This is a genomic window from Paenibacillus sp. HW567 (assembly GCF_000374185.1).
GTDB lineage: Bacteria > Bacillota > Bacilli > Paenibacillales > Paenibacillaceae > Paenibacillus_AQ.
Map to the genome: position 1 here is coordinate 3598942 of NZ_KB910518.1, position 25563 is coordinate 3624504.

Sequence of the window (25563 nt, forward strand, 5' to 3'; positions counted from 1 at the left end):
GCCCGCAAGGGCCGCTTTTATCTCTCGTCTACCGGAACGTACTTTTGTTCGGATAAACCTGTGTATTCCGCACGCGGACGAATGATGCGGTTATCTACATATTGCTCCAGAATATGTGCGGTCCATCCCGAAGTGCGGCTAATCGCAAAGATCGGCGTAAACAGCTCCCGGTCAATGCCAAGCTGCGTGTAAACCGAAGCCGAATAAAAATCCACGTTAGGCTTAAGTCCCTTCTGCCCTGTGATCAGCTCTTCAATCTTCACCGACATGTCGTAGAGCGTCGTGTCATTCTTCATCATTCCCAGCTCGTAGGACATCTTCATGAGATGTTTGGCGCGCGGATCGCCGTTCTTGTAGACACGGTGTCCGAAGCCCATCACCTTCTCACGGCGTTCCAGCTTGCCCCGGATATACGGCTCCACGTTATCCAGGCTGCCGATCTCCTCCAGCATCTTCATCACGGCCTCATTCGCCCCGCCGTGCAGCGGCCCCTTCAGTGCGCCGATTGCCGAAGTTACGCCGGAATAAATATCGGAGAGCGTAGCTACAGTTACCCGGCCGGCAAATGTGGAAGCGTTCAGCTCATGGTCGGCATGGAGTACAAGCGCGGCATCCAGCGCTTTGATGGATACGATATCCGGCTGTTTGCCCCACAGCATATACAGGAAATTCTCGGCAAGCGAGACGCCTTCCTTTGGCGCAACAGGCTCCAGACCTTTGCGTATCCGGGACAGTGCGGCGACCACCGTCGGAATCTGTGCCTGCAGCTTTACAGCCTTAGCTTCATTCGCTCCACGGCTCATGTCGTCTGCCGCCTCGTCATACAGAGCAAGGCTGGATACAGCCGTACGCAGCGCCGCCATAGTATTGGCTTCTTTGGGATACAGCTTCATTTGCGCGATTACCTGCTCCGGGACCTTGGCGAATGCGCTAAGATCACGCTGCAGCGCGTGCAGCTCGGGAGTCGTCGGAAGATTGCCGAACCACAGCAGATATGCGGTCTCTTCGAAGGTGGCATTTGCCGCAAGATCATCAATATCGTAACCACGGTAAGTGAGCACGCCGTCCACAATTGAACTGATCGAGGAGGTAGCAGCAACGATGCCTTCCAGTCCTTTAGTAGCTGTCATGGTATATCTCTCCTTTGCCAACAAGAGTATAAAAGCCGTTTTTAGCTCATGAAAACATTTACATTTCAAGGTATCATAATTATCAATAAATAGTCAAAATGAGCTCCCGCAGAGAATGCAACGAAATTTTGGCTTTGAACCTTTCATTATCATACCGGATTTTGACGGTTATGTGAACAACGTGGAAGCTTTGCACCGCATTAAATGATTTTATCGGAGAGATAGAAAAAAACTTCCGGCTGCTCTGATTCATGATTGCGCTTTCAGTTTATAAGGAGCGGCGTTCAACATCTGGTAGTCTTTATATCCAAGCTATGAATATATATAAGACGAGCCGTTTTTCGGGGCGCGTGCAGCCTTACCTGGAGGGGATAAATTGATGGACTCATTGGTATTAAAAAGAGTGCTGCGCGGCCTGTGGGTCGTCCTTGCCGCCGTGTCGCTGCTGCTTGCAGTATATATGCTGCTGCCGCTGGTCTACCCGCTGCTGCTCGCCTATCTGCTCGCTTACCTGATCCATCCGCTGGTGCTCATCCTCAGAGGCTTCAAGCTTCCGCACTGGCTGGCCGTATCCTTGTCGCTGCTGTTCTATATCGGGGGGACCCTGCTTGTACTGACCGCGCTGATTACAAGGCTTGTCAAGGAGCTGATCGTGCTGCTCCAGACCTTCGATCTTCACACCGATAAGTGGCGGGAGCTGCTGCTGTCCGTCAGCCGCAATGCCAGCATTCAAAATATTATTAACCAAATCAACCAGTTCTACCACGACAACCCGAATTATCACGCCACTATTGACAGCAATATCAGCCGGACTACAGAAACGGTGGGTCAGGCCGTGACGCAGCTCATCACCGGCTTCTTCAACATGATCCTGAAGCTGGTCTCCGCCCTGCCAAGCATAGGCACCATTCTTGTCGTCGTAGTGTTATCCGCTTTTTTTCTCAGCACCGGCTGGGAGCGGCATAATGCTAAACTGAATGCGCTTGTGCCCGCGCCTCTGCGAAGGCCGGTGGCCGATATTTGGGAAGGTCTGCGCAAGGCGCTGTTCGGCTACCTGCGGGCGCAGCTCGTGCTCATATCCATAACAGCGATAATTGTCATCATTGGCCTGCTGCTGCTGGGTGTGGATTCGGCCTTTGCCATCGGACTGACCATCGGAATAGTTGATCTGTTCCCTTATCTCGGCGTAGGCATTGTGCTGCTCCCTTGGGCGGTGTATTCCTACATGACCGGCAATCTGGCGCTTGGCATCGGGCTGTCGGTGCTCTATGCCGTGATCCTGATTACCCGCCAGGTGCTCGAACCGAAGGTGCTGGCCAGCAGCATCGGCCTTGATCCGCTCGCCATGCTGATCGGTATGTACGCCGGCATGCAACTATTCGGCATGCTCGGCCTTCTCCTCGGTCCGGTGATTCTGGTCATCCTCGACGCCTTCAACCGGGCCGGCGTCTTCCGCGCCCTGCGCAGCTACATCGTCAGCGGCAGGCTGCATTAGCTTCAAATGTAAAAAAAGAGCGTTCTACTGCAGAATCTGCATTAGAAACGCTCCACCTGAACCGGGAATTAGAATCTGCTGCACTTCCTGCAACAGAATTCAAGCGACACCCGGTATTCCGCAGATATCCCCGAATATGATTGCATAAACTGCAGCAGAATTGATTTTCAGCCCTAAAAGCGGGATGTCTATCCTGAAATAACGATGTCCGAACAGAGGACATTGTTATGGAAGCCTCGAATTTGGCGAAGCCAAATTGAGGGTCTTCTATGAAATTTCATCGTCTAAAGTGCCGCGACAGAGCGGCATGGATGTCTGCTGTATAAAATACAGCCTCATGCCCAAAATGTGCCTCATGCGCGGCGGCGCCTTCCTCTTACCAGCTTATCTGCGGTAAAAGGTGAAGGTGCCGTTTTTCATTTTTTTCTCAATCCACTTCAACAGAAAAACCCGGTACAGCGGCCGGGTCAGCGGAAACACCAGAGTAAAGCCGACGATATCCGTCACGAATCCTGGAAGAATCAGCAGCAGACCGCCAAAAAATATGCACAGGCCGTCCAGCATGGTCCGTCCCGGCACCTTGCCTTCCTCCATCTGCGTCCTGCTGTCCAGCAGCACCTTCTTGCCTTCGAACCTCATCATTAAGAAGCCGATTACGGAGGAAGCCAGCATGAGCAGCAGCGTTTTGGGCGCTCCCAAAAAACCTGCCACATAAATAAACCCGAATAATTCCACGGCTGGGATAATAAATAATGCAGCCCACAGCCATTTGCTTCTTATCATTCTGCTCCTCCTTCTTTCCTTAGCGCCATCGTTATGGCGTAAAACAATTCCGGCAGCACCCGGTCCAGTCGAACAGGCTTCCAGTCCATATTCAGCCACACATGGCTCGTTGAGCCGGTAACCAGCAGCTCTCCAGGCAACCGCTCTAGGCCCGTCGGCACGGGAAGCTCTGCAAGCGCAGCAGCATCTGAGCTCTTGCCCGCTTCCGGCTCTGCCAGCCTCCGGATTTCATATTCGTATACCACCCTCAACGCCGAGAAGGTCGTAAGCCGTGCATATACGGCAATAAGATCATCATAGCGCGCCGGACTTTTAAATTGCAAATCTGCAGACGTGACAGGCAGAAGCACCCCCATGCTCTCAAGCGTCCGGTAGGCAAAACCCAGCCCGCGGAACATCTCGGTGCGTCCAGTCTCAAACCAGCTCAAATAATTGGCATGATACACCACACCCATTTGATCGGTTTCCTGATAACGTACACGGAAGGCAGTGCCATGCCAGCGGCTGGTCAATACCGGATTACGTGATTCCATCTGTACATGCCCCTTTCTCTACTAACATTCTCCGGTACTACTTAAGCCCCGGTCCCCTTGGAAGCTACGGGCAGCGGAAGGCTGCCCCGCGTGCTTCGGGCTACGTAAAAAAGCAAAAGCGCTCCCACAGATGAGCTAAGCATGCAGGACAGATTCATCAGTCCCACACCGCCTTGCTCCAGCAAAATTCCGTTCAGCAGATTGCCCAGAACTCCCGCAAAGCCGGAGAACACAATATTGAACACGCTTTGGCCCGTAGCCTGCATCTCCGGCAATGTAATCTGAGACACATATTCGACCGCTGCGATATAAAAGAGCCCAAAAGACAAGCCGTGCAGCACCTGCACAGCAACCATCACTACAGGACTCGGAAAGGCGACCTGAATTCCCCACCGCAGCACATAGATCAGCGCCCCCAGCAGCAGTGTGCGTTCCCGTCCCAGCTTCCTGATGATCTTGGAGGCGTACAGCATGGAGGGAACGTTGGTTACAGAGGCGATGAAAAGCGCAATTCCGGCATAGCTCGTGGAGCCCCCGACAGATTGAAAGGCCAGCACAAAATATGTGCCAAAAGCCGTCATCGTCTGGTTCACCAAAAAGCTTCCGCCCAGAAAAGCCAAAAAGATCTTGTTGCCCAGCAGCTTCTTGATCCCGTTGGAGAACGACTGGCTCATCATGCGGTTCTCTTCGGCCTCCTTAGGCAGCGTAAGCGCAAAAATGACGGCAACGCCATTGAGGAGCAGATACGGCAGCCAGATCGTGGACACAGAAAAATGCGATACATACTGCGACCCCATAAAGGCGCCTACGGCCGCCCCTATGCTCATCATCATCCGAATGCTTCCATAGGTAGCCCCCGCCTGGTTCGCTGCTGCAATGGCGTAAGAATCGGCTATAGGAGCCTGTGTAGATGAGAAGATGGTTGCCAGCGTGTAGACGACCAGCAATAGGATGAAATATTCGGATTGATACAACGTAGCCAGCACCGCCGGGACAGCCACACTCAGAATAAGTACAAGCCGGGTCTGGTTATAACGGTCGGAAATGACGCCCCAAAGAGGCTGAATGCAGATTGCAATCAGTGTGCCCGTCGCCATCAGCATACCAATTTGGCTGCTGTCCAGTCCATTATGCTTCAAAAGAAGAGTAAGATACGAGCCAAACGAGCCGCCGGCGAGTCCCAAAAAAAGATAAAATCCGCGCAGATTAAGCATTTTCTTCATTTGTGCGATAGGTCCTCTCTATTCCTTTTTAACGGAATACCCATACTTCAAAACCATCTGCCGCATTTAATAGAGCAGCAAACTATAAATCCTTATATCGCAAAGGCGGTGGATCTGTGAGCAAAGCTGATCTTTCAAAGCGCACCCGGCCCTGTGTTACGGCTAAAGCCCATAAGAACAAAGCTCAAAGCACCGGATTCGGCTGGGTCTCCAGCAACTGGAGCGGATATGCCATCTCCGGTAAAAAGGGTACTTTCAGGCGAATATCCGGTGAATGGATTGTCCCTTTTGTCAAAGCCACTTCGGGGCCTACTTATTCCTCGGCCTGGATCGGCATCGACGGCTTCAAGAACAGCAATCTGATCCAGACGGGAACCGGCCATGAATCCGTTAACGGGGCAGTCCACTATTACGCCTGGTGGGAAATCCTCCCTGCTGCGGAAACGGTAATCCCGCTCCCTGTCTCACCGGGTGACCACATGCGGGCTTCCATCGCCAAGGAAAGCGGCGGCAAGTGGCGCATCACCCTCTGTAATCTCAGTAAGCAATGGACCTTCCGTACATTGCAGCGTTATACCGGACCGCACTCCTCCGCAGAATGGATCATGGAAGCTCCCCAGGTGGGAGGCAAGATCGGAGCACTCAGTAGAATGACTGCCACCAGATTCTTCTCCAGCCGCGTGAACGGCAAGAGCCCCAATCTGACGCCTGCCGACAGCGGTATCATGGTTCAGAATAAGATCACGGTAGCCGTGCCTGGCAGTCCTAATGCTAACGGTGATGCTTTTATCGTCAACCGCGTCTATCGTAAAGGAAAACCTCTGGCCCACTCCGGAAGCGCCATTTTTGTCCGGTCTTAATTGTACTTTCCTCAAAACTCTCAATTCAATATATAACAATTCCGAAATTAAAAACAGCCGCAAAACCATCCGGGTGCCGACTGACACATCGCCACAAAAGATGATTATGGGGCTGGCATAACAATTGACAGAGCAGCTTAACATTCAAAAAAAGCAATGGCATCTTGCACCATTGCTTTTTTGAATTCAGTCAAATATGGCAAAAAGCATTTTTCCGAAATTAGCCCGCAGGAATAGTTTCTACCTTCACCAGGTTAGTGGAGCCGGAGCGTCCGAGCGGGATACCTGCTGTAATGACAACAAGATCGCCGGCGCTAACCAGACCGGATGCTTTACCGCCTTTAACAGCAGTTTCCAGCAGCTCGTCTGTCGAAGTGGCTTCAAGTCCGTGAACCGGAGTTACGCCCCATACGAGAGCCAGTTGACGCATTGTTCTTTCTTGAGTCGTCACCGCGATGATCTGCGATTTAGGACGATATTTGGAAACCACACGTGCCGTGTGTCCTGTTACTGTTGAAGAAATAATAGCTTTAGCATTCAGATCCAGAGCCGAAATCGCTACGGATTGGCTGATCGCTTCAGTTACTGTTGTTTCTTGAGCAATTTGCTGCTTCATGAAGATTTCGCGGTGGTTCAGTGCGGATTCAGCTTTCTCAGCAATGCGAGACATTGTGAGAACAGATTCTACCGGATATTTCCCGGCAGCAGTTTCACCGGACAGCATAATTGCATCGGTTCCGTCAAAAATTGCGTTCGCTACGTCACTCGCTTCAGCGCGGGTAGGACGCGGGTTGCGCTGCATGGAATCCAGCATTTGTGTAGCTGTGATAACCGGTTTGCCGGCGATGTTGCATTTTTGAATCATCAGCTTTTGAGCCAAAGGCACATCTTCAGCAGGAATTTCCACGCCAAGGTCGCCGCGGGCAACCATCAGGCCGTCGGAAACTGCCAGAATTTCATCAAGGTTGTCAACACCTTGCTGGTTTTCGATTTTGGAAATGATTTGGATGTGGGAAGCGTTGTGCTTCTCAAGCAGTGCACGGATTTCCTGAACGTCGCTGGCTTTGCGAACGAAGGAAGCGGCGATAAAATCAATGTCCTGTTCGATCCCAAAAATGATATCGTTGGTGTCTTTTTCCGTAATGCCCGGCAAGGAGATGGCAACTCCTGGTACGTTAACGCCTTTTTTGCTCTTGATTGTACCACCGTTAACAATGCGGGTCTTGATTTCTGTGCCTTGAATGTCAACAACGGTAAGTCCGATAAGACCATCGTCGATGAGGATAGTCGAGCCTACTTGAACATCGTTAGGAAGGTCGCTGTACGTGATAGAGATACGGTTTTGGTTGCCAAGGATTTCTTCCGTAGTCAATGTCAGGTACTCATCCTGAACCAGTTCAATCGGTTCTACTTCCAACTTGCCTGTGCGAATTTCTGGACCTTTGGTGTCGAGCAGAATAGCAACAGTCTTTCCAAGCTCCTGGGAAGCCTGACGGATCGTTTTGATCCGGTTGCCGTGCTCTTCAAAATCGCCGTGGGAGAAGTTCAGACGGGCTACATTCATACCGGCCAAAATCAATTTTTTGATGTTCTCCAACGATTCGCTAGCAGGACCAATCGTACATACAATTTTACTTTTCCGCATTAGGTTTTCCTCCGTTTTTTCGTTCTCTCTGTCTCACTTTTTCCAACTACAAAATCTACTATAAGGCTTGTCGTTTGCATAGGAACTTTATCACATGAACCTTTAACTGCGCCCTTATGAATATTACTGCAACTTGGGCACAAAATCAATGTTGAAGCGTCTTTTCATTGTAAATTTAAGTCGAATTTTCAAAGAATGCGCACAAATTAAAATAACCCCGCAGGTTGCACGGGATTATTTCCAAGCTAATAAATGTATGCCGCTTCCAGTTTCAATGATGGACTAAAAAAGCAGATTTATGTGTGAAAGTGCAAACGAATACAGCCTCAACTTTGTAAAATACCGGGCCTATTCGACGCTCTGCACTTCTTCTTCCTGTTCTTTATCTTCTGCGGCAACGAGCTCTGTTTCGCCCTCGGCAAACTTACCGATTTTGCGGAATTTCAGATAACGGTCCTCTTTGAGTTCAGCACAGTCCATCGCGGACAGCTCCTGCAAATGACGCCATACGGCATCCTTGATTGCTGCCGCCGTCGCCTCGTAATCACGGTGGGCGCCGCCTTTCGGCTCAGGCACAATCTCCTCGATGACTTCCATATCCAGCAGGTCGGCTGCCGTAATCTTCATGGCTTCTGCAGCTTGCTCTGCCTTGGAAGCATCCTTCCACAGGATAGACGCCGCCCCGTTCGGGGAGATTACCGAATAAATTGCATGCTCCAGCATGAGTACACGATTGCCTACAGCCAAAGCCAGCGCTCCGCCGCTGCCGCCTTCGCCGATCACAATAGAGATCACAGGGACGGCAAGCTGGGACATCTCATACAGGTTTCTGGCAATCGCCTCGGACTGGCCTCTTTCCTCTGCCGTATTGCCGGGGTAAGCCCCCTTGGTGTCAATAAAGGTAATGATCGGACGGCCGAACTTCTCGGCCTGCTTCATCAAACGAAGCGATTTGCGGAAGCCTTCAGGATGCGCGCTGCCGAAGAAACGAGCAATATTGTCCTTCGTATCCTTGCCGCGCTGCTGGCCGATTACGGTTACGGGAACTCCGTTCAGCTTGGCAATTCCGCCAACTACAGCAAGATCATCACCGAACAGACGATCGCCATGCAGCTCAATATAGTCAGTAAAAATCAGCCCCATCAGATCAAGCGAGGTGGGACGGCTGTGATGCCGTGCCAAATGCATCTTCTGCGAAGGCGAAATATTGGAATAAATCTCATCCTCTAGCACGCGGTAACGTTCTTCGAGCCGGGCAATCTCATCGCTGAAATCAATCCCCTTCTCATCGCCGAACTGCTTCAGCTCAGCAATCTTCTTGCGCATTTCCAGTAGAGGCATTTCAAAAGGCAACTCTCCCGCCAACCTAAAATCCCCCTTTCACGTCATGCAGGTCAAGCAGCCTGGTCAGTGTGGCGCGCATTTCCTTGCGGTGCACCACGAGATCAAGCTGTCCGTGCTGAAGATTAAATTCAGCAGTCTGGAAGTCCTCAGGAAGCTTCTGGCGGATCGTCTGCTCAATGACAATTCTGCCGGCAAAACCAAATACGGCTCCCGGCTCGGCAATGATAATATCGCCCAGACTGGCAAAGCTCGCCGATACACCGCCCGTGGTTGGATCGGTAATCACCGAAATATACAGTCCGCCCACCTCGCCAAACCGGGCGAGCGCCGCGCTTGTCTTGGCCATCTGCATCAGGCTCAGAATACTCTCCTGCATCCGTGCTCCGCCGGAAGTCGAAAAGATCAGCAGCGGGAGTCTCTTCTCGGTGGCTTCTTCCACCGCGCGGGTAATCTTCTCGCCCACAACTGAGCCCATACTGCCGGTAAAAAATTCAAAATTCATCACAGCCACAATGACCGGATGGCCGCCAATGGTGCCTTGTCCCGTAATTACAGCATCAACCTGTCCGGTTTTGGACTGCTGCTGCTCCAGCTTCGATGCATAGCCGGGAAACTGCAACGGGTCTACGGATGCCATAGCGCTGTCAAACTCAACAAACCCTTCCGGGTCCAGCGTCATTGCGATCCGTTCCGAAGCGTTCAGCCGCATATGGTGGCCGCAGGAAGGGCATACCTTCAGGTTCTTCTCCAGCTCCTTGCTGTACTGAATCGTTCCGCATTTACTGCATTTGCTCATTAAGCCCTCGGGAATCTCCCGTTTGGGGCGTTCACCTTCCGCTGCTCCGCCGCTCCGCTCCAGACGTTCTGAAGGAATAGTCGCGTACTTCCGTTTTTTCTGAAACAAATCTTTGAACAAGGATCGCACCTCTTCAGCCGTTTATTTGCGCATTCAGCAGCTTGCCGCTGTCATCACTGCTCACTTTGATAAACATTCAGGGATGCAGAATCAGATTAAGGACTTCCTGCACTTCTTCAAGCTCACCCGAAGGAACCAGAATCTCAAACTGCTGCTTGGACATATTGACCGGACGGCATTTTATCAGAAAGCCTTCTTCCGTAAGCTTGCTCTGAATCATATCCGCCACTTTGGCGGTCGGAGCTATATAAATTACCGTCCACATGCCTTGCAAAGCCTCCCTAATCTTAATTCCCAGCCGTATCCCGTATGATGGAATCATGATAACACAGTTTTCTTTTTTCCCGCAACAGGAGCGGAGTGAAGGAACAAGGGCAGGAGGCTGCATTCAGCGGTTCCGGTCCATTCAATTATTCCGTGCCGGCGCTATATGGATATACCTTGGCCCCCTCATGCCCGTGCGCGATTCTGGCCGATGCCGCCGCTGCGATTCCGGCAACAAGATCGTCCAGGAATACGTGAATGCCTCCCTTATCCGCGTTCAGCTTGCCGATGATTCCAAGCTTTATTTTGTCAAGATAACCGAAGCCTGTCAGCCCGATCATTCCGTATACCCCCGTGATGCCGAGCGCCAGGGTCTCGTCCGCGCCATACAGCGATTCATCCGCCTCCATCACCGCCTGCAGCGGCTGGGGAAGAAGCTTCTTCTCCGCTAATTCGTCGAGTGCGACGCCAGTCATGAGGGTGTACTGGACCTCTCTTTTGCCAAGGACCGACTGTACACTCTCCAGGCATTCATCCTGCGTTAATTCGGCATAATAGACCGACTGCAAAATATATACGATCTCAGCAATGGACGCCAGCGACACTCCCCTGCGCTCCAGCAGCTCCGCTGCCATTTGATATGACATGGTAATCTTCCCCTTTCCGCACGGGACAATGCCCTGTGGTTTCCTAATGTATGCGGAAAGGGGTGGAAATGTTCTTACTTTATTCTTACTGTTCCAGCCCCCATCATCGTCTCGATGGCCGCGGTCAGCTCCTCCGAGGGCTTGATCCGGTAGCCGTCGCTGAGCGCCAGCAGCCGCTGGTCGCGCTCGTAGAACAGCAGGGTAGCTGCCGGGCCCGGATGGCGCTGCAGCAGCGCCTGGAGGCGCGACAGCAGCGCCGGGTTCTCGGCGGCCAGCGTGATCTTGATAAAGACACGCTGGCCGCTCTCCGCTGCGCCAGGAGCAGCGGCCGTCTGCGCCGCGGATGGCACAGACGCGGCGGACGTGGACGCCGCAGGCGCGGGCGCCGCCGCGCGCGGCGCAGTGGCAGGCGCAGCGGCTCCGCCGGCTGCGCCGCTGCGGGAGGCGCCGGGGCTGCCGGCGCCTGTCCGCGCTGCCGGAGCGCCGCCGGGCGCTCCGGCTGTGGCCGCCCGGCCCGCGCCTGCGGCCCGGGCGGCGGCTGCGCTGCGGCGCTGCAGCAGGCCGCGGAGCGTGTCCGCGCCAAGCGGCGCGACCTCTTCGGCCAGCAGCTTGAAGCCCTCGTCCTCCTGCTGCACCTTGGCGCGCAGGGCCAGCAGCGCGCCCTTCACAATCAGGGCGCGGCTGCGTTTCCACACCTCGGGGAAGAGCACGACCTCGCAGCGCTCGATCTGGTCTTCCCATTCCACGAAGGCCATCGCCTTGCCGGCCTTCGTCGTGATTTCCTTGACGGACACGACCATGCCCGCTGTCACGGCCTGGCTCTCGTCCGCCGCTTCGCCCAGATCCATCAGCCGCTGCATCCCCGGCTCCTCCAGCAGCTCCGCGGCATCGTCAAGCGGATGCCCGGACAGATAAAGCCCGAGCAGCTCGCGCTCCAGTTCGAGCTGCTGGGTGACCGTGAAATTCGGGATATCCGGGTAGCGGATCTCCCAGTTCGGCGTTTCTATCAAATCGTCGAAGAGCTGAATCTGCAGCTCGTCGCGTTCCTTGCGCCACTTCGTTGCGGCTTCCACTGTCTCATCCAGCATCGCGAGCAGTTGTGCCCGGTGTCCGGGCAAGCGGTCTAAAGCCCCGGCCTGCAGCAGAGATTCTATGACGCGCTTGTTGCAGACGCGCAGATCCACGCGGCGGCAGAAGTCAAGCAGGCTGTCGAACGGACGCTCCCTGCGCACCTCCATGATGTTCTCCACAGCAAGTGTGCCGACATTCTTGACCGCCGCCAGTCCAAAGCGGATATGTCCTGTGCCTTCACCCGGAACGGGAGTGAACAGCACACCGCTCTCGTTGACATCCGGCGGCAAAACGCCGATGCCGCTGCGCCGGCATTCCAGCACATATTCCGCCACCTTGCGGTGGACGCCCATCACGGCGGTCAGCATGGCCGCCATGAACTGCACGGGATAATGGGCCTTGAGGTAGGCCGTCTGGAAGGCCAGCACGCCGTAAGCCGCAGCATGGGCGCGCGGAAAACCGTAGTTGGCGAAGCGCACGATCATATCATAGACGGCATTGGCATCCGCCTCCGTATAGCCCATCTGAAGACTGCCCTGCACGAAGTGGCCGCGCTCCTTGTCCAGCGTCTCCCGCTTCTTCTTGGAGACCGCACGGCGCAGCAGATCCGCTTCACCGAGCGAGAAGCCGGCCATCCGTGAGGCGATCTGCATAATCTGCTCCTGATAGACGATAATGCCGTAAGTATCATCCAGAATTTGCTTCAGATCGGGATGCGGATACTCCACTTCAATCTGGCCATGCTTGCCTGCGATATATTTAGAAATGAATTCCATCGGGCCGGGACGGTACAGCGCCACCACGGAGACGATATCCTCGAAGCCCGTGGGCTTCATATCCTTCAGCACCCGCCGTACCCCCGCCGACTCAAGCTGAAAGACGCCGGTCGTTTCACCCGCTCCCAGCATCTCGTACGTCAGCGGATCATGGTCGGGAATGCTGCGGAAATCAGGCACACCGCCGGTCATTTCCCTGATCCAGTTCATGCAGCGCTCGATAATCGACAGGGTGCGCAGCCCGAGAAAATCCATCTTCAGCAGCCCGATGCTCTCCAGATGCTCCATCGAATACTGGGTCAGCGCCGTGCTCTCGTTGCCGGCCTGCAGCGGCACGTTATCGGTCAGCGGCCCCTTGGAGATCACAACCCCTGCCGCATGGGTCGATGCGTGGCGGGGCATGCCTTCAACCTTCATCGCCATGTCAAGCAGGTCCCTGATCTTCGGGTTGCTCTCGTACAGCGCCTTCAGCTCCGCGCTCTCCTCCAGCGCCCGGGTGATGCTGATGCCGAGATACCCCGGAATCAGCTTCGCTGCCTTGTCCACCTCGTTATAGGGCAGATTCAGCACACGCCCTACGTCCCGAACAGCGGCTCTTGCCGCCATCGTTCCGAAGGTGATGATCTGCGCCACATGCTCCTTGCCGTATTTATCCACCACATACGCGATAACCTCGTCGCGCCGCTCATCGCTGAAGTCGATGTCGATATCCGGCATCGTAATGCGCTCCGGGTTAAGGAACCGCTCAAAGAGCAGATTGTACTTCAGCGGGTCCACATCGGTAATCCGCAGACAGTAGGCGGTCAAGCTGCCGGCGGAGGAGCCTCTTCCCGGACCTGTAACGATTCCCTGCCGGTGACAAAAGGCGATGAAGTCCCAGACGATCAGAAAATAATCGCTGAAGCCCATGTTCTCAATAACGCCCAGCTCATAGGCCAGCCTCGCCCCGGCGGCATCCCTCTCTTCCCGGGAGGACCAGCGCGGCGTGTCCGCATAGCGGGCCTCCAGCCCGCTCCAGCACAGCTCGCGGAGGTAGGTCGCGGCATCTTTTCCCTCCGGCAGCGGAGAATAGGCCGGCAGGATATGCTCACCGAAGGTCAGCTCCAGATTGCACTTCCCGGCAATCACCGCTGTATTGGCAATCGCCTCAGGCACATGCGGGAACAATGACGCCATTTGCTCTCCGCTCTTGAGGAACAACTGCTCTGTTCCGATCTTCAGGCGCTCCTCGTCATCGACGGTCTTGCCGGTGCCGATGCAGATCAGCACGTCCTGAACCTCGGCATCCTCCTTGGCGAGATAATGAACATCGTTCGTGACCACCAGCGGAATGCCGCATTCGGCCGCCAGAGCGATTAACTGCGGGTTGACCCGCTTCTGCTCAGGAATTCCATGATCCTGCAGCTCCAGGTAGAAGTCCTCGCCAAAAATCGCCTTGTACCGCAGCGCTGCCCTGCGCGCCTCTTCTTCCCGCCCATTCAGTAGATGCTGCGGCACCTCGCCGCCGAGACAGGCGCTGAGGCAAATGATACCCTCCGCATGCGCGGCCAGGGCTTCCATATCAATGCGCGGCTTGTAGTGCTGTCCCTCCAGATGGCCGATAGACACGAGACGCATCAGGTTTTTGTATCCGGTCTCATTCTTGGCGAGCAGAATCAAATGGTAGATGGGCTGGTCCTTGCGGCTGCCCCGCTCCCGGCGGGAGCCTGCCGTCAAATAGGCTTCACAGCCGATAATGGGCTTGATGCCGCTGGCCTTGCACGCTTTATAAAAGGGGATGGCTCCGTACATCACTCCATGATCCGTAAGCGCAAGCGATGTCATGCCGTATTCGCCGGCCCGGCGCACCAGGTCCGTAATGCGCGCCGCCCCGTCCAGTAAACTGTATTCGCTGTGCACATGCAAATGCACGAAAGGGCTCATACCCCCACTTCCCTTCAGGTTCCAAAATCAAAGCATAAGATGTAACTATTTTATCATATTAGAGGGGGAGCCGCCCATAGAATGAAGAAAGAGCACAAGGACAGGCTGAGTCAAGAGCGGCCTGGTTCGGAAAGGGGCCTTGATTATGAATGTTTTTTTGAGCAAAGCCGTTCTCGATTTCTTCATTGCCTTCGGGATTGTGCTGGGAGGAGCGATGCTGGGCGGCATGGGGGCCGTGGTCTCGCTGCAGCCGCCGACACAAACCATGCTGGATGTGGCCGACCGGATCAAAATCTGGGCGCTTGCCGCGGCGGTCGGCGGAACCATCGACCCGATGCGGGTCATTGAGAGTAATATGCTGGGCGGCAATCTCTCTCCCGCTATCAAGCAGGTTCTCTACCTGGTCTTCGCCTTCCTGGGAGCCCATATGGGAAGCGAGCTGGTCAAATGGGTGTGCGGCAAGGGGTGAGCAGGCCATGAGGGTTCCACCGTTTCGGTATTACCGCCGCTTTTCGCAAATTTCCGCAATATTCGTATTAGGGATGGTCGTGGGCAGCATCATGTACAATGCGGTGTTTCATATGGGATACAATGTGCTGTGGCAGAACAATTTGGACATGCGCATGCAGATCGAGCAATACCAGAAGGACATTCAGACGCTCAAGAAATACAACAACACCTCCACTGTTATCCGGGAAATCAAGCTCCGCACGGAGGACAGCAGGGCCGAGGAGGACACAGCCGAGCTAGACCCCGTAACCTTGAAGGAAATCATCAGCCGCATGAGCAGCGACCTGGAGCCTATGCGCGGGCGCAGCATGTTCGACATTGACAGCGACGGCAAGCTGGCCCGCCTGCTGCTGGACGGCAAAATTTATACCGTGCGCGAGAAGGAATATTCGGTTCGAATCCGCACCATGCTCGTCATGGAGGGCGTGCTGCAAATTTGGGTCGAAATCAGTCCCTATAAACGCAGCTAAGGACAATCGTGGTACAATAGCTTACAGATAACGGCTTTTTTACATTTGCTAAAAGAAGCTGCCTGTCCATGATTCTGCTGATCAAGTATTTCAGAGCGCAGGACCCTCTGGAAAAAGGCATCACACGCTCTGTTATGAACATCATGCCCGGCGGCATGCTACTATCGCTCTGCCTAATCTGCATGTTTACGTTCCGCGGCTCCACAAGCAAGGTCATTGTCGAGGCGCTTTTTCTGCTGCTTGGGGCGTTCAACATCTCCGGGTAACCAATTAAGAGGAGGAAATGCAGTGAAACTCGATTTGTCCCGCAGTAATCTGACTTCTTTGCCGGCAACAGCTTATTCCCTGAGTGAGATTGCGGATTTGAATCTGTACGAGAATCATTTTGACAGCATCCCTGAAGAGATTTTCCAGATGTATGGCTTAGAAGTCTTAAACCTTTCAGCTAACGGGCTCACAAGCGTTTCTCCCCAGATCAAGGCACTAGCCAAGCTCAAAATGATAGATTTTGGCCATAATCAAATAGAAGCCATTCCACCGGAAATCGGCAGCCTGGCGCATTTGGAGGACTATCTTTATCTTCATAATAATTTGATTCAAACGGTACCCGCAGAAATCGGGAAGCTAGACAAGCTTAAATATTTGAATCTCAGCGATAATCCTATTAACGAATTGCCCGGTGAAATTGGCAGTCTTTCCAAACTGGTAGAGCTACGTGTGATGAATACGCAATTAAGCGCATTACCCGAAGCTTTCGGCGGTCTGACCCATATTCGGGAGCTGCATCTGAGAAATAACCGGCTAACCACACTCCCGGAGATGTTCGGCCAGTTAACGAAGCTGCGGGTGCTGGATGTTGAGGACAACCAGTTGATTCAGATTCCTGTATCGCTCGGCGGGTGCAAGAGGCTACGAAGGCTGAACTTGAGAAATAACCGGCTGACTGCTCTTCCTGAGAGCCTCGGAGGACTTGCTAATTTATTGGAGCTGGATTTAAGAAGCAACGGCCTGCTGGAAATCCCCGAATCCCTGCTGGAAATCAAGGGGCTTGAACGCTTGGATCTGAGGTGGAATCACGGGCTGAACGTTCCCAATTGGCTGCACAAATTAGAGGATAACGGCTGTATTGTTTATTTGTAATTTACGGCATTGCACAAAGAAGACTATTCCCTGCTCAGCGGCCTGGAATAGTCTTCTTTGTGTGTTCATTTGCTGACGCCGTCAGTTGTGGTCAATCGACTGCAGCATGAGTACAGCCTTGGCTACCAGGGTATCCAAATGGCTGATTTCTATCTCCAGCTTGCAGGTGCGGCGGCTGATTTCCAGCAGCTTCGGCATCACAATGACCGAATGCTCAATCTGCACCGGCCGGATAAAATAGGTGGACATATTGTCAAGCACATAATCGTTGCCTGTAAGATCCTTGGCCGCCCTGAAAGCGGAGAGGGTCATCAGGGTAGACAATACGCCCTCTGAAATGGTTCCGAGGTCCGTCGCCATCTGGGGCGTAATGAAGCCGTGAAAAAAAAGTCTGCCTTCCTCATCCCGCTCGTCGGCAAAGCCATTCCAGATCAGATGGTCGAACATTTCTCCGAGCTGCGGCTGGTTGCTGACATCACGCAGGCTCTGCAGCACCTCTCTGCGGGTGAGCGAGCCGACCAGCTTGCGGTTGCGGTCGACAATCGGCAGGAAGTCGATGCCCTCCCACATCATGATCTGCGCCGCCGAAGCCAGCGAGGTCTGCAGTGCCGCGGTGATCGGGCTGCGGACCATGGCCTTCTCGATGCTCTGCCCTTCGCCAAACTCCTCCACATCGCGGCGGCCCACGATGCCAATGACCCGGTTCCACTCATCAGTAACCGGAAAGCGCTGCTCTCCGCTGTCCAGCGAGAGCTGCCGCAGCTCGCCGGCCGTGCTGGTTATTTTCAGCGTATTGAGGCGGGGCTTGCTGTCTACAATATCTTCAACCAGCATGATTTTCTTCTTGATCAACCGGTCAAAAATCGCCCGGTTAATCATCGAAGCTACGGTAAACGTATCATGCCGGGAGGAAATTACAGGCAAATCCAGCTCGTCGGCCAGCGCTTTCACCTCACGGCTTGTCCCAAAGCCCCCGGTGACAAGCACCCCCGCGCCCTGCTCCAGTGCAAGCGAATGCGCATCATCGCGGTTGCCCACAATCAGCAGGCTGTCCGCGTCGATATAGCGGACCATGGCATCAACCTTCATCGCTCCGATCACATATTTATGAAGATGCTTGTTCAGCCCGTTCACACCGCCAAGCACATGGCCCTCTACAATATCGACTACATCGCCGAAGGTAAGCTGGTCGGAGATATTGCGCGGCTTCTTCTCCACCCGGACTGTACCAATCCGCTCCTTTGTAATAACGATGCCAAGGTTCTCCGCCTCCTTCACCGCACGGTACGCCGTGCCTTCGCTGACACCCATTTCCTTCGCCAGCTTGCGGACGGAAATCTTGGTCCCTACCTTCAGGCTTTCGATGTGCTGCAGCAGTTGTTCATGTTTTGTGATATTATCCCCTTGACCTTCCAACTGTTACACCCCCATGCTCCGATCTGTACTACTCTGTACCCATTATACACGGTGGGAACCGCTGAATACAACAGCCTTCACCGCTATTATAACGCCGGACAAGAGCAAAGCCGCGACTCTCCGTCAGCGGGAGGATCGCGGCTTCGTGGAACAGACTATAACGGGATAGTTGCAGGCAGCGGAACAGCCGGCATGGCTTGCTAGGGAGCTATTGCTTGCCGGTAACCGCAGCCACTACATCATCGACGATGCGGCCTTCGGCAATCGGCCCGGAAGACATCCACGTTCTGGCCGATACCTTGTAGAAATGCTTCTGCTTGACGGCAGGCATCACTTTCCATACCTGCAGCTTCTCCACCTCTGATTGGGCTGCAACTTCCTTCTCGTAATCCTCCTGAGAGCTGATTGATCCGCCGTAAATAGCGAACACATAATCTGCTGTAATATCAGGAAGCTTCTCCAGGGAAGTGTTGATTCCCCAGTCGTCCTCTGCCGTCTTCTGGAATTCGGCTACACTCGCATCCGCCCTGAACCCAAGCTTGTCGTAGAGCAGCGGCATGAAGCTGGGGAAAAACACCTGCAGGTCCTTATCCGATGGGCGGATATAGATAACGGACTTATTGCTTCCGACAGCAGAAGTAATCTCTGCCTTCGCAGCAGCAATCTTATCTTCGCTTGCCTGAATGACTTCCTGCGCTTTGTCTTCCAGCCCAAGTGCCTGGCCGATAACCTTAATGGATGACTTCCAATCATCTGGAGTGAAGGCAATCGTCGGTGCGATCTTGCTCAGTTCCCCGTAGCCCTTGTCATCCGTATAGTATTTTTGAAGCACAATCAAATCCGGCTGTGCCGCAAGGATAGCTTCCAGATTGAGCGTAAGATCCGCCTGGCCGGACATCTGAATGTTCTTCTCTTTTAACTCGTTGTACAGGTAGAAGCCGTCGAAACCGTAGGCATACACCAACGGTACATCCAAGGACAGCATAACATCCTCCAGACCGATAACGGCAATACGCTTCGGATGCAGCGGAACCTCCGTTTCCCCGTAGGCGTGCTTGACGATTTGCATGGCGGGCTCCGCCGCAGGGGCTGCAGGAGAAGCGGCTCCGGTCTCCGCCGGGGCTGTGCTGCCGGTTGCGCTGTTGTTATTGCCGCAGGCGCTCACGACTAACCCCATAAGCATCAGGAGCAGCAGCGCCTTAGAACTCAGGATTTTGCCGAAACGGCCGGCTGTTGTATTTACAAGCATGGTTTCCCCTCCAGGACGTTATGTTGAGAATCATTCTCACTGGAGTAATTATAAACACTAATGCACCAAGAAAGAATATATAATCGTGCCGGATTTCACTATTTATAGAGCACGAAATACTAGTTTCAGCTCATTCAGCAGTTGCCTGTGGCGGTTCGCCGTATACTCAAGATACGGCTCGCTGAGCCAGGCATGCCCTGGGGCCAGGTATACATTTCCGCTTCTGACCGCCTTCAGGCTGTTCCAGTCCGCAGATTGCCGCAGCCGCTCCCATCCGGCCTGTGTCTGCCGTTCCTTCGCCACGCTCACGAGCAGCGCATCCGCCTCCAGTGTCAACAACTGCCCAGCCTCGATATACTCTGTGAACTTAACTTCCCCGACACCGCGGGCAGCGCCGATCCGGAGGTCATCATACAACACCGTGCCCGCGCGCCTCCCCCACAGCATGATGCCTTTCGGGGAGAGTGACAGAATTGCAAGCCTGCTCTCCCGCAGGCTGCCCGGAAGGTTCCGGCGCACCGCCTCAGCTTCTTCATCGTAACGGGCCAGCCAGCGCTCCCCTTCCTTTTCCCTGTCCAGGAACCCCGCGGTATCCCTCAGATGGCTTCTCCAGTCATCCTCATGCCACTTCAGGAACAGTATCGGCGCAATGGAACGGAGCTTCTCCTTCTCCTCTTCGGGAATCATCTCGTCCAGCGCGACGATTCGGTCCGGCTTCGCCCGTTCCAGAGCCAGCCGGTTAAAATCATAATCGTGGCTCAGCGGCACCTTGACGTCAAACCGGTATCTGCGGAAGTAATCGTCGCTCCAGGTCTGATCCATGGGGGCGGCGTAGGGAATCATTTGCAGCGTCAGCAGATGGCCAATGTTGGGCCAACTGTAGGCGGCCGTCCTGCACTTCCGATTCAGGGAATACAGTCTGGGCGGAATACCCACCTGCTTTTTGAACTGGCTGCTGAAATATAGCGGGTCCTTGTAGCCGACCGCATCTGCCACTTCTCCGGGCGTCCCGCCGGCCTCCAATAATCGTTTGGCTTCATTGGTACGCTGCTCCGTTAGAAATTCCATAGCACTCTGCCCGAAGCGTTCCTTGAAGGAGCGCATGAAATAATACCGGCTCATGCCCGCCTTCTCCGCCAGCTCCTCAATCGTGACTGCTTCCCCGAAATTTGTCTTTATATATTGAAAAGCTTTCTCCAAAGCCGCTTCGTTCTGCTCCTTCCGTCTGAAGCATATATACAGCAGCTCCTGAAAACCTGCATGGCTGATGAACCGCTCCGCGGGATCGCCGGTGTTCCAGTGGTCCATGATTTTCCCGCAATATGTCAGAGCGGAGGCGTTCGCAGGAACGGCGAACCGCTGCCAAGCTGCCATCGCGTTTACAATCTGTGTGGTGTCAGCTCCTGCGCCGGTAAGCTCAAATGACATCCGGTACAGTATGCGTGCTTCGCCGTAGTCAAAGTCCAGCTCCACCCGCTGCCCCGGCATCACATAAGACACAGCATTGGGCACCAGCGGATAAGGCAGCCCATCAAGAACCAGCCGGCCGGGCGGACCGTCTATGGCAAGCAAGCAGTGGGTGGGAGCAGCCGTATCGAGCAGTACATGCGGCCCGCTTACGGTCTCCCGGCTGCAGTCCTGCATCCGGAAGGAGACTCGGTCCAACAGCTCTTGAACTGCCAGCTCATACTCCCGGTCGAAATTGTGATCCATATCCATGATCCCCCCTTGTCTATCGCAATCTATCGAAATGATTTTAATTGATAATAATTATCACCGTCAATTTTTTCCCGCCACCAACAAGCAAAAGGCGCTTCACACTACCGTTTCCGGCCGAATGGAGCACCCTGGGCTGAGCAGCCGATTTTTTCATCGTCCGCTCCAGTATTTTCCTAAAGTCTTTGCGAGACTCTTGCATCTTCATTCCACTTGCCCTGCCACTGCTCCAGCTTAGCTTTGCGGACCGCCTCAAGCCGCTTCTGCTTCTCTTCATCCACCCCAATGATGAAATGCAGGTGCGAGGCGATGACGAGAAAGGCAAAAATGCACCAGACCACACCGAAGCCCAGCGCCCAGCTTGGTCCGCCCTGAAAAGACAATTGCGGCAGAGCGTAGAGAAGCATGGCCAGCGCCGCCAGCATGTAGACGACGTGCTTGAATTTGTTTCTTTTTTTCATAGATGACAGCTCCTTCTCTCTCAAGGGTTGTTCAATTGAATCTATATCTCTACTCTATGAACAGGCTGCCGGAATTATGAGACAAGCCGGGAAAAAATATGGAAAGTGTAGGCTTGGGCATAGCAGGAACGGCTGCGATGTGAGATGATGGAGGCATTTCAGGGAGGGATTTTATTTGAATAACGCATATAACCACTCAGAGTACATTATCCGTAAAAAGGTGTTCTCTATCATGGGAGCCAAGCTCCATATCTACAATAGCTCGGAGGAGCTTGTGCTGTATTCGCAGATGAAAGCGTTCAAGCTGAAGGAGGACATCGCCCTTTATACCGATGAGACCATGACCAAAGAGCTGCTGCGCATCAAGGCCCGGAATGTGATTGATTTCAGCGCTACGTATGACGTGCAGGATTCAGAGACCGGTGAACATCTTGGCTCTCTGCGCCGCAAAGGGCTCAAATCCATCGTGAAGGACGAGTGGGTGCTGCTGGACAGCAGGGATACCGAAATCGGGTTGATTAAGGAGGACAGTACGGCGATGGCGCTCCTGCGGCGTTTTATTACACTGATTCCGCAGAAATATAATATTGAGCTTGGGAACACCACCTTTCCCGCCTTCCGTCAGAACTTCAATCCCTTCGTCACCAAAATTATCGCCGACTTCTCCGAGGACCGCAAAGGGCTGCTCGACCGCAGACTTGGTCTGGCCGCCGGAATTCTGCTCTGCGCTGTGGAGGGCAAGCAGGAATAGGGCGGGCGACGCGTCTACTCTGATTTGTCGCTGACACAACAGGAGGGTGCTCCAGCAGCCAAATGGCTGAGGGACACCCTCCTGTTGCTTGCGCACGGCTTGTACCATCCGTACAAATGGCGAAGCCTATTGTGCGCCGCCGTACATCTCCGATAAGCTATCGGTAATAATTTTGTTCACATCCTCAATGACCACGCTGAGACGGCGTTCCGCATCGAACAGGCGGCGGATGCCTAAGTTCAGGTTCAGCACCTCAAACAGCTTCTCCATTTGCTCCATTTCCTCCTGCGGCGGCATCTCTCCGTTCATCATCCGCTGCTGCAGCTCAATCTGGTTCTGCCGGAAGTTATCCAGCATCCGCTTGCTCTCCTGGTCCGCCTCAATCACCTTCATCGCGTTTCTGATATCCGTTACCTCACTGCTGTCCTTGATGGCCCGCGCCAATTCATGCGCCTTATCAATTACGTTCATTATTATTCCTCCTAAAATTTGGTTCACATCCCCTTATGCGGGTTCACTCCGAAAACATTTGCTTTTGTTCTTTCCAAACGAGAGATTTAATCCGTCCGGAACGGCTTTTTGAAGAGTAGGTCAATCACCAAGGGTCAGATGTCTCCATATGATGAATGATATGTAATTCTTAAGCTTCATATTGCCGGCATCATGCTGCCTACCGGAAGGAGATCCAAGATGTCTAAGCTCAAGATCCCGGTCCAAACGGTCCACTCGGGCATCCTGCAGGAAAACACTGTAATGCTTGGCGACAAATCAATGAAGAGGCTCAAAATACCGGCAAACGGGACACTCCAGCTCACCTTCGGCTCTTTCCGGCAGGAGGTCACAGTCATTCCGGTTCCCAAAGCCGAGAGTCTGCGCATAAGTGAGGCACTGGCGCGGCGGCTTGGGCTCAGACAACGACTTATGCTTAATGTGTCCTACACCTCGGGAAGCCGCATTCTACGGCTCGGTCCGTTAATTGGAGTGCTGGTAAGCCGCGACCATCCGGATCATCCCGACAGACTGTTCGGCCCGATCACTATGTTCTGCCGGGAGCTGACCAATGCCTGCCATGCACAGGGCGCCTATGTATATTTCTTCACCCCGGAAGCGCTGGAAACGCACAGCTCTTCCGTTCAGGGCTGGGTATACGACGAGGGCTGGCGGAAGCTGACTCTTCCTGTGGCCGATGTGATCAACAATCGGCTTACAACACGAAAGGTTGAGAACAAACCTAGCGTACAGCATTTTCTGGCGGATGTAAAATCCCGCTATGGCACACATTTTTTCAATGAGAAGTTCCTTGACAAGACAGAGGTTTTTGAAGCGCTTGCCCAAGACACCGCCCTCCAGCGGTATTTGCCGGAATCCCATACCCTGAAGGGCTTCGCCACCCTGAAGAAGATGTGCAACAGCTATTCCAGTGTATTTCTCAAGCCTGTTCGCGGCAGTCTCGGAAAAGGCATTCTGCGCATTTCCAGGGAAGAAGGCGGCGGCTACCGGCTGCTGTCCACCACACCCCTGGGCACACGCAAGATTAGCTTTCCTACTCTGGCAAAGCTGTTCCAAGCCATCGCCCCCAAGATGAAAACCACCCGCTACCAGATTCAACAGGGCTTGCCCTTGATGGAGCTGGGTCGGCGTCCGGTAGATTTCCGGGCGCTGGTGCAGAAGAACGGCACCGGCAAATGGGGGGTTACCTCCATTGTCGCCCGTACCGCCGGAAGCAACCATTTTGTCTCGAATCTGGCCCGCGGCGGGACACTCAGTACAGTGCGTGAGGCCATCTCCAAAAGCAATCTGCCCTCTGGTCTGAAGGAGAGCACACAGCTTCAGCTTCCCCGGGCAGCCCTGGCTATTGCCAGAGGCGTCGAAACCTATATCCCGGCGCATTTCGGAGAGCTTGGAATTGACCTCGCCCTCGATCAATCGGGAAGAATCTGGCTTCTGGAGGTCAACTCCAAGCCATCCAAGAATGACAACACACCGCTGAATGATCAGAAGATCAGGCCTTCCGTCAAACAAATGATTTTATATTGCCGCTATCTGGCCGGGTTATAAGGAGGACATCATGACAGAAACAGCAATGGGGTTCCTGGGCATCATGACAGGCCGCCGCCAAGGAAATCCCCCTATCTCGGAGCCGGAGTTCTGCACACATCTTTGCCGGGCGGCCCCGCTGTATGATCTCAAGGTCCTCGTGTTTCACCCGGATGGCGTATCCAGAGACGGGCGATCCATAAGCGGCTATACCTGGAATGAGGGGCAATGGGAGCCTACGCTGGCTTCTCCTCCCGACGTTCTCTATAACCGCTGCTTGTATTCAAGTCCTCAGGACAAAAGAGCTGCGGCCACGGCCCTTGCCGCTCTTTCACGCTCCCTTCCCTGGTCACGCGGACTGCCCGATAAATGGCGTGTGTATGAAATTTTGCGGCAGAGCCGCAAAGCTTCCGCTATGCTGCCTGAGACCAGGCTCTACAGGGGGACCCGGGAGCTCGCCGCCATGCTTGCGGAAAGAGAGCAAGGCGTTTTCCTGAAGCCCCAAGCCGGCTCGCATGGCAAACGCACCCTGCACGCTGTACGCTTGCCGCACAGTAAAGGCGGGGGAATCCGTGTTCGCGGAAGGGACGGAGCAAACGTGTTCTTTCAGCATGTGTTCGGCACGCTGGGTGAAGGGCTGGGCTGGGTCCATGATTTCATCGGCTCGCGCCGCTATATTATACAGCCTTACCTGCATCTGACCAACAGCCTTGGACAGCCGTTCGATGTGCGCGTGCTCATGCAAAAAAACGGCCGCGGGGCCTGGATGCTTACCGGCATGGCCGTGCGTCTCGGTAACCGCGGCTCGCTCACCTCGAATCTGCATGGCGGTGGAACGGCAGTGTCTCCCCTGCCCTTCCTGACAGATGAATATGGATATTACGGAAATGAGCTGCTCCAAGAACTTGCCGCAGCCGCAGCGCTGCTGCCTCCCCTGCTGGAAGAAGCCTGCGGCAGACTGGGGGAGCTCGGCCTAGATTTCGGCCTTGATGCCGGTGGCAGAATCTATCTGCTTGAAGCCAATTCCAAGCCAGGGCGCACGGTATTCCGGCTGACGGGCGACCGCCGGGCTGCTAAGCTCGCCGCCGAGAACCCGCTGCGCTATGCGCGTCATCTGCTTCTTGCGTCAGCGGCAAATCAGAGATTTGCCGGCGGACCGCTCCGTTACAAACGGGAGAATGATATCAATGGTTCCTAAGGAGG

The 25563-nt window shown here is 54.2% G+C and carries 24 protein-coding genes; 9 read left to right on the plus strand and 15 right to left on the minus strand.

Translation table 11 applies throughout. From position 1 onward, the window contains the following. Positions 1-17 precede the first annotated feature (17 nt). Positions 18-1130: a citrate/2-methylcitrate synthase gene (locus B212_RS0116520; protein WP_019912030.1), complete on the minus strand. Its 1113-nt coding sequence runs from the start codon at positions 1128-1130 to the stop codon at positions 18-20. Between the two features lie 379 nt (positions 1131-1509). Between B212_RS0116520 and ytvI the strand changes: the two genes are divergently transcribed. Continuing rightward, positions 1510-2625 carry a sporulation integral membrane protein YtvI gene (gene ytvI / locus B212_RS0116525; RefSeq protein WP_019912031.1) on the plus strand — a complete coding sequence of 372 codons (1116 nt, stop codon included), beginning with the start codon at positions 1510-1512 and terminating at the stop codon, positions 2623-2625. Between the two features lie 384 nt (positions 2626-3009). Here ytvI and B212_RS0116530 read toward each other — a convergent pair whose 3' ends face one another. The 3 genes from B212_RS0116530 to B212_RS0116540 are packed head-to-tail and all read right to left on the minus strand — an operon-like array spanning position 3010 to position 5164. Beyond that, a complete protein-coding gene (locus B212_RS0116530; RefSeq protein ID WP_019912032.1) occupies positions 3010-3408 on the minus strand; it encodes an FxsA family protein in 399 nt (132 codons plus the stop codon). Beyond that, the gene (locus B212_RS0116535; protein ID WP_019912033.1) at positions 3405-3941 is read right to left on the minus strand and encodes an acyl-CoA thioesterase; all 537 of its coding nucleotides are present in this window, start codon (positions 3939-3941) and stop codon (positions 3405-3407) included. Before B212_RS0116535 ends, B212_RS0116530 begins: the two co-directional genes overlap by 4 nt. A gap of 41 nt (positions 3942-3982) precedes the next feature. Continuing rightward, positions 3983-5164: an MFS transporter gene (locus B212_RS0116540; RefSeq protein WP_019912034.1), complete on the minus strand. Its 1182-nt coding sequence runs from the start codon at positions 5162-5164 to the stop codon at positions 3983-3985. A gap of 116 nt (positions 5165-5280) precedes the next feature. Between B212_RS0116540 and B212_RS0116545 the strand changes: the two genes are divergently transcribed. Further along, positions 5281-6024, plus strand: a complete 744-nt coding sequence (locus B212_RS0116545) for a G1 family glutamic endopeptidase (RefSeq protein WP_019912035.1) — start codon at positions 5281-5283, stop codon at positions 6022-6024. Between the two features lie 220 nt (positions 6025-6244). On the opposite strand, the gene pyk is transcribed toward B212_RS0116545, so the two are convergent. The 6 genes from pyk to B212_RS0116575 form a co-directional block, all read right to left on the minus strand. Then, complete coding sequence (gene pyk, locus B212_RS0116550; RefSeq protein WP_019912036.1) at positions 6245-7669, minus strand: pyruvate kinase; 1425 nt, start codon at positions 7667-7669, stop codon at positions 6245-6247. A 348-nt stretch (positions 7670-8017) separates the two neighbouring features. Beyond that, complete coding sequence (locus tag B212_RS0116555) at positions 8018-9034, minus strand: acetyl-CoA carboxylase carboxyltransferase subunit alpha (protein WP_019912037.1); 1017 nt, start codon at positions 9032-9034, stop codon at positions 8018-8020. Between the two features lies 1 nt (position 9035). Next, positions 9036-9929 (minus strand): acetyl-CoA carboxylase, carboxyltransferase subunit beta, encoded by an 894-nt coding sequence (accD, locus tag B212_RS0116560; RefSeq protein WP_019912038.1) that lies wholly within the window; start codon positions 9927-9929, stop codon positions 9036-9038. 76 nt (positions 9930-10005) lie between these two features. Further along, positions 10006-10194, minus strand: coding sequence for a hypothetical protein (locus B212_RS0116565; protein ID WP_019912039.1), 189 nt, complete (start codon positions 10192-10194; stop codon positions 10006-10008). Between the two features lie 145 nt (positions 10195-10339). Beyond that, positions 10340-10840, minus strand: coding sequence for a phosphatidylglycerophosphatase A family protein (locus B212_RS0116570; protein ID WP_019912040.1), 501 nt, complete (start codon positions 10838-10840; stop codon positions 10340-10342). Positions 10841-10914: 74 nt separating this feature from the next. Continuing rightward, positions 10915-14610, minus strand: coding sequence for a DNA polymerase III subunit alpha (locus tag B212_RS0116575; RefSeq protein ID WP_019912041.1), 3696 nt, complete (start codon positions 14608-14610; stop codon positions 10915-10917). A gap of 145 nt (positions 14611-14755) precedes the next feature. Between B212_RS0116575 and B212_RS0116580 the strand changes: the two genes are divergently transcribed. The 4 genes from B212_RS0116580 to B212_RS0116595 all read left to right on the plus strand — a co-directional run bounded on the left by B212_RS0116580 (position 14756) and on the right by B212_RS0116595 (position 16730). Further along, a complete protein-coding gene (locus B212_RS0116580) occupies positions 14756-15079 on the plus strand; it encodes a YtrH family sporulation protein (RefSeq protein ID WP_019912042.1) in 324 nt (107 codons plus the stop codon). A gap of 7 nt (positions 15080-15086) precedes the next feature. Then, positions 15087-15590, plus strand: coding sequence for a hypothetical protein (locus B212_RS0116585; RefSeq protein WP_019912043.1), 504 nt, complete (start codon positions 15087-15089; stop codon positions 15588-15590). 68 nt (positions 15591-15658) lie between these two features. Then, positions 15659-15856, plus strand: coding sequence for a YtpI family protein (locus tag B212_RS31665; RefSeq protein WP_019912044.1), 198 nt, complete (start codon positions 15659-15661; stop codon positions 15854-15856). Between the two features lie 22 nt (positions 15857-15878). Continuing rightward, positions 15879-16730 (plus strand): leucine-rich repeat domain-containing protein, encoded by an 852-nt coding sequence (locus tag B212_RS0116595; protein ID WP_019912045.1) that lies wholly within the window; start codon positions 15879-15881, stop codon positions 16728-16730. A gap of 81 nt (positions 16731-16811) precedes the next feature. Here the strand turns inward: B212_RS0116595 and B212_RS0116600 are convergent, their stop codons facing one another. The 4 genes from B212_RS0116600 to B212_RS0116615 form a co-directional block, all read right to left on the minus strand. Next, positions 16812-18146, minus strand: a complete 1335-nt coding sequence (locus B212_RS0116600; protein ID WP_019912046.1) for a DRTGG domain-containing protein — start codon at positions 18144-18146, stop codon at positions 16812-16814. A gap of 208 nt (positions 18147-18354) precedes the next feature. After that, positions 18355-19395: an ABC transporter substrate-binding protein gene (locus B212_RS0116605; protein WP_019912047.1), complete on the minus strand. Its 1041-nt coding sequence runs from the start codon at positions 19393-19395 to the stop codon at positions 18355-18357. A 102-nt stretch (positions 19396-19497) separates the two neighbouring features. Then, positions 19498-21114, minus strand: coding sequence for a helix-turn-helix domain-containing protein (locus B212_RS0116610; protein WP_156830152.1), 1617 nt, complete (start codon positions 21112-21114; stop codon positions 19498-19500). A 173-nt stretch (positions 21115-21287) separates the two neighbouring features. Then, positions 21288-21572, minus strand: coding sequence for a hypothetical protein (locus B212_RS0116615; RefSeq protein WP_019912049.1), 285 nt, complete (start codon positions 21570-21572; stop codon positions 21288-21290). A 175-nt stretch (positions 21573-21747) separates the two neighbouring features. Here B212_RS0116615 and B212_RS0116620 point away from each other — a divergent pair, with 175 nt between their 5' ends. Further along, the gene (locus B212_RS0116620; protein WP_019912050.1) at positions 21748-22323 is read left to right on the plus strand and encodes a hypothetical protein; all 576 of its coding nucleotides are present in this window, start codon (positions 21748-21750) and stop codon (positions 22321-22323) included. Between the two features lie 126 nt (positions 22324-22449). Here B212_RS0116620 and B212_RS0116625 read toward each other — a convergent pair whose 3' ends face one another. Beyond that, positions 22450-22794, minus strand: a complete 345-nt coding sequence (locus tag B212_RS0116625; protein WP_019912051.1) for a YlbF family regulator — start codon at positions 22792-22794, stop codon at positions 22450-22452. Positions 22795-23013: 219 nt separating this feature from the next. Between B212_RS0116625 and B212_RS0116630 the strand changes: the two genes are divergently transcribed. Beyond that, positions 23014-24381, plus strand: coding sequence for a YheC/YheD family endospore coat-associated protein (locus B212_RS0116630; protein ID WP_019912052.1), 1368 nt, complete (start codon positions 23014-23016; stop codon positions 24379-24381). A gap of 10 nt (positions 24382-24391) precedes the next feature. Beyond that, positions 24392-25558, plus strand: coding sequence for a YheC/YheD family endospore coat-associated protein (locus B212_RS31670; RefSeq protein WP_019912053.1), 1167 nt, complete (start codon positions 24392-24394; stop codon positions 25556-25558). Positions 25559-25563: the final 5 nt, after the last annotated feature.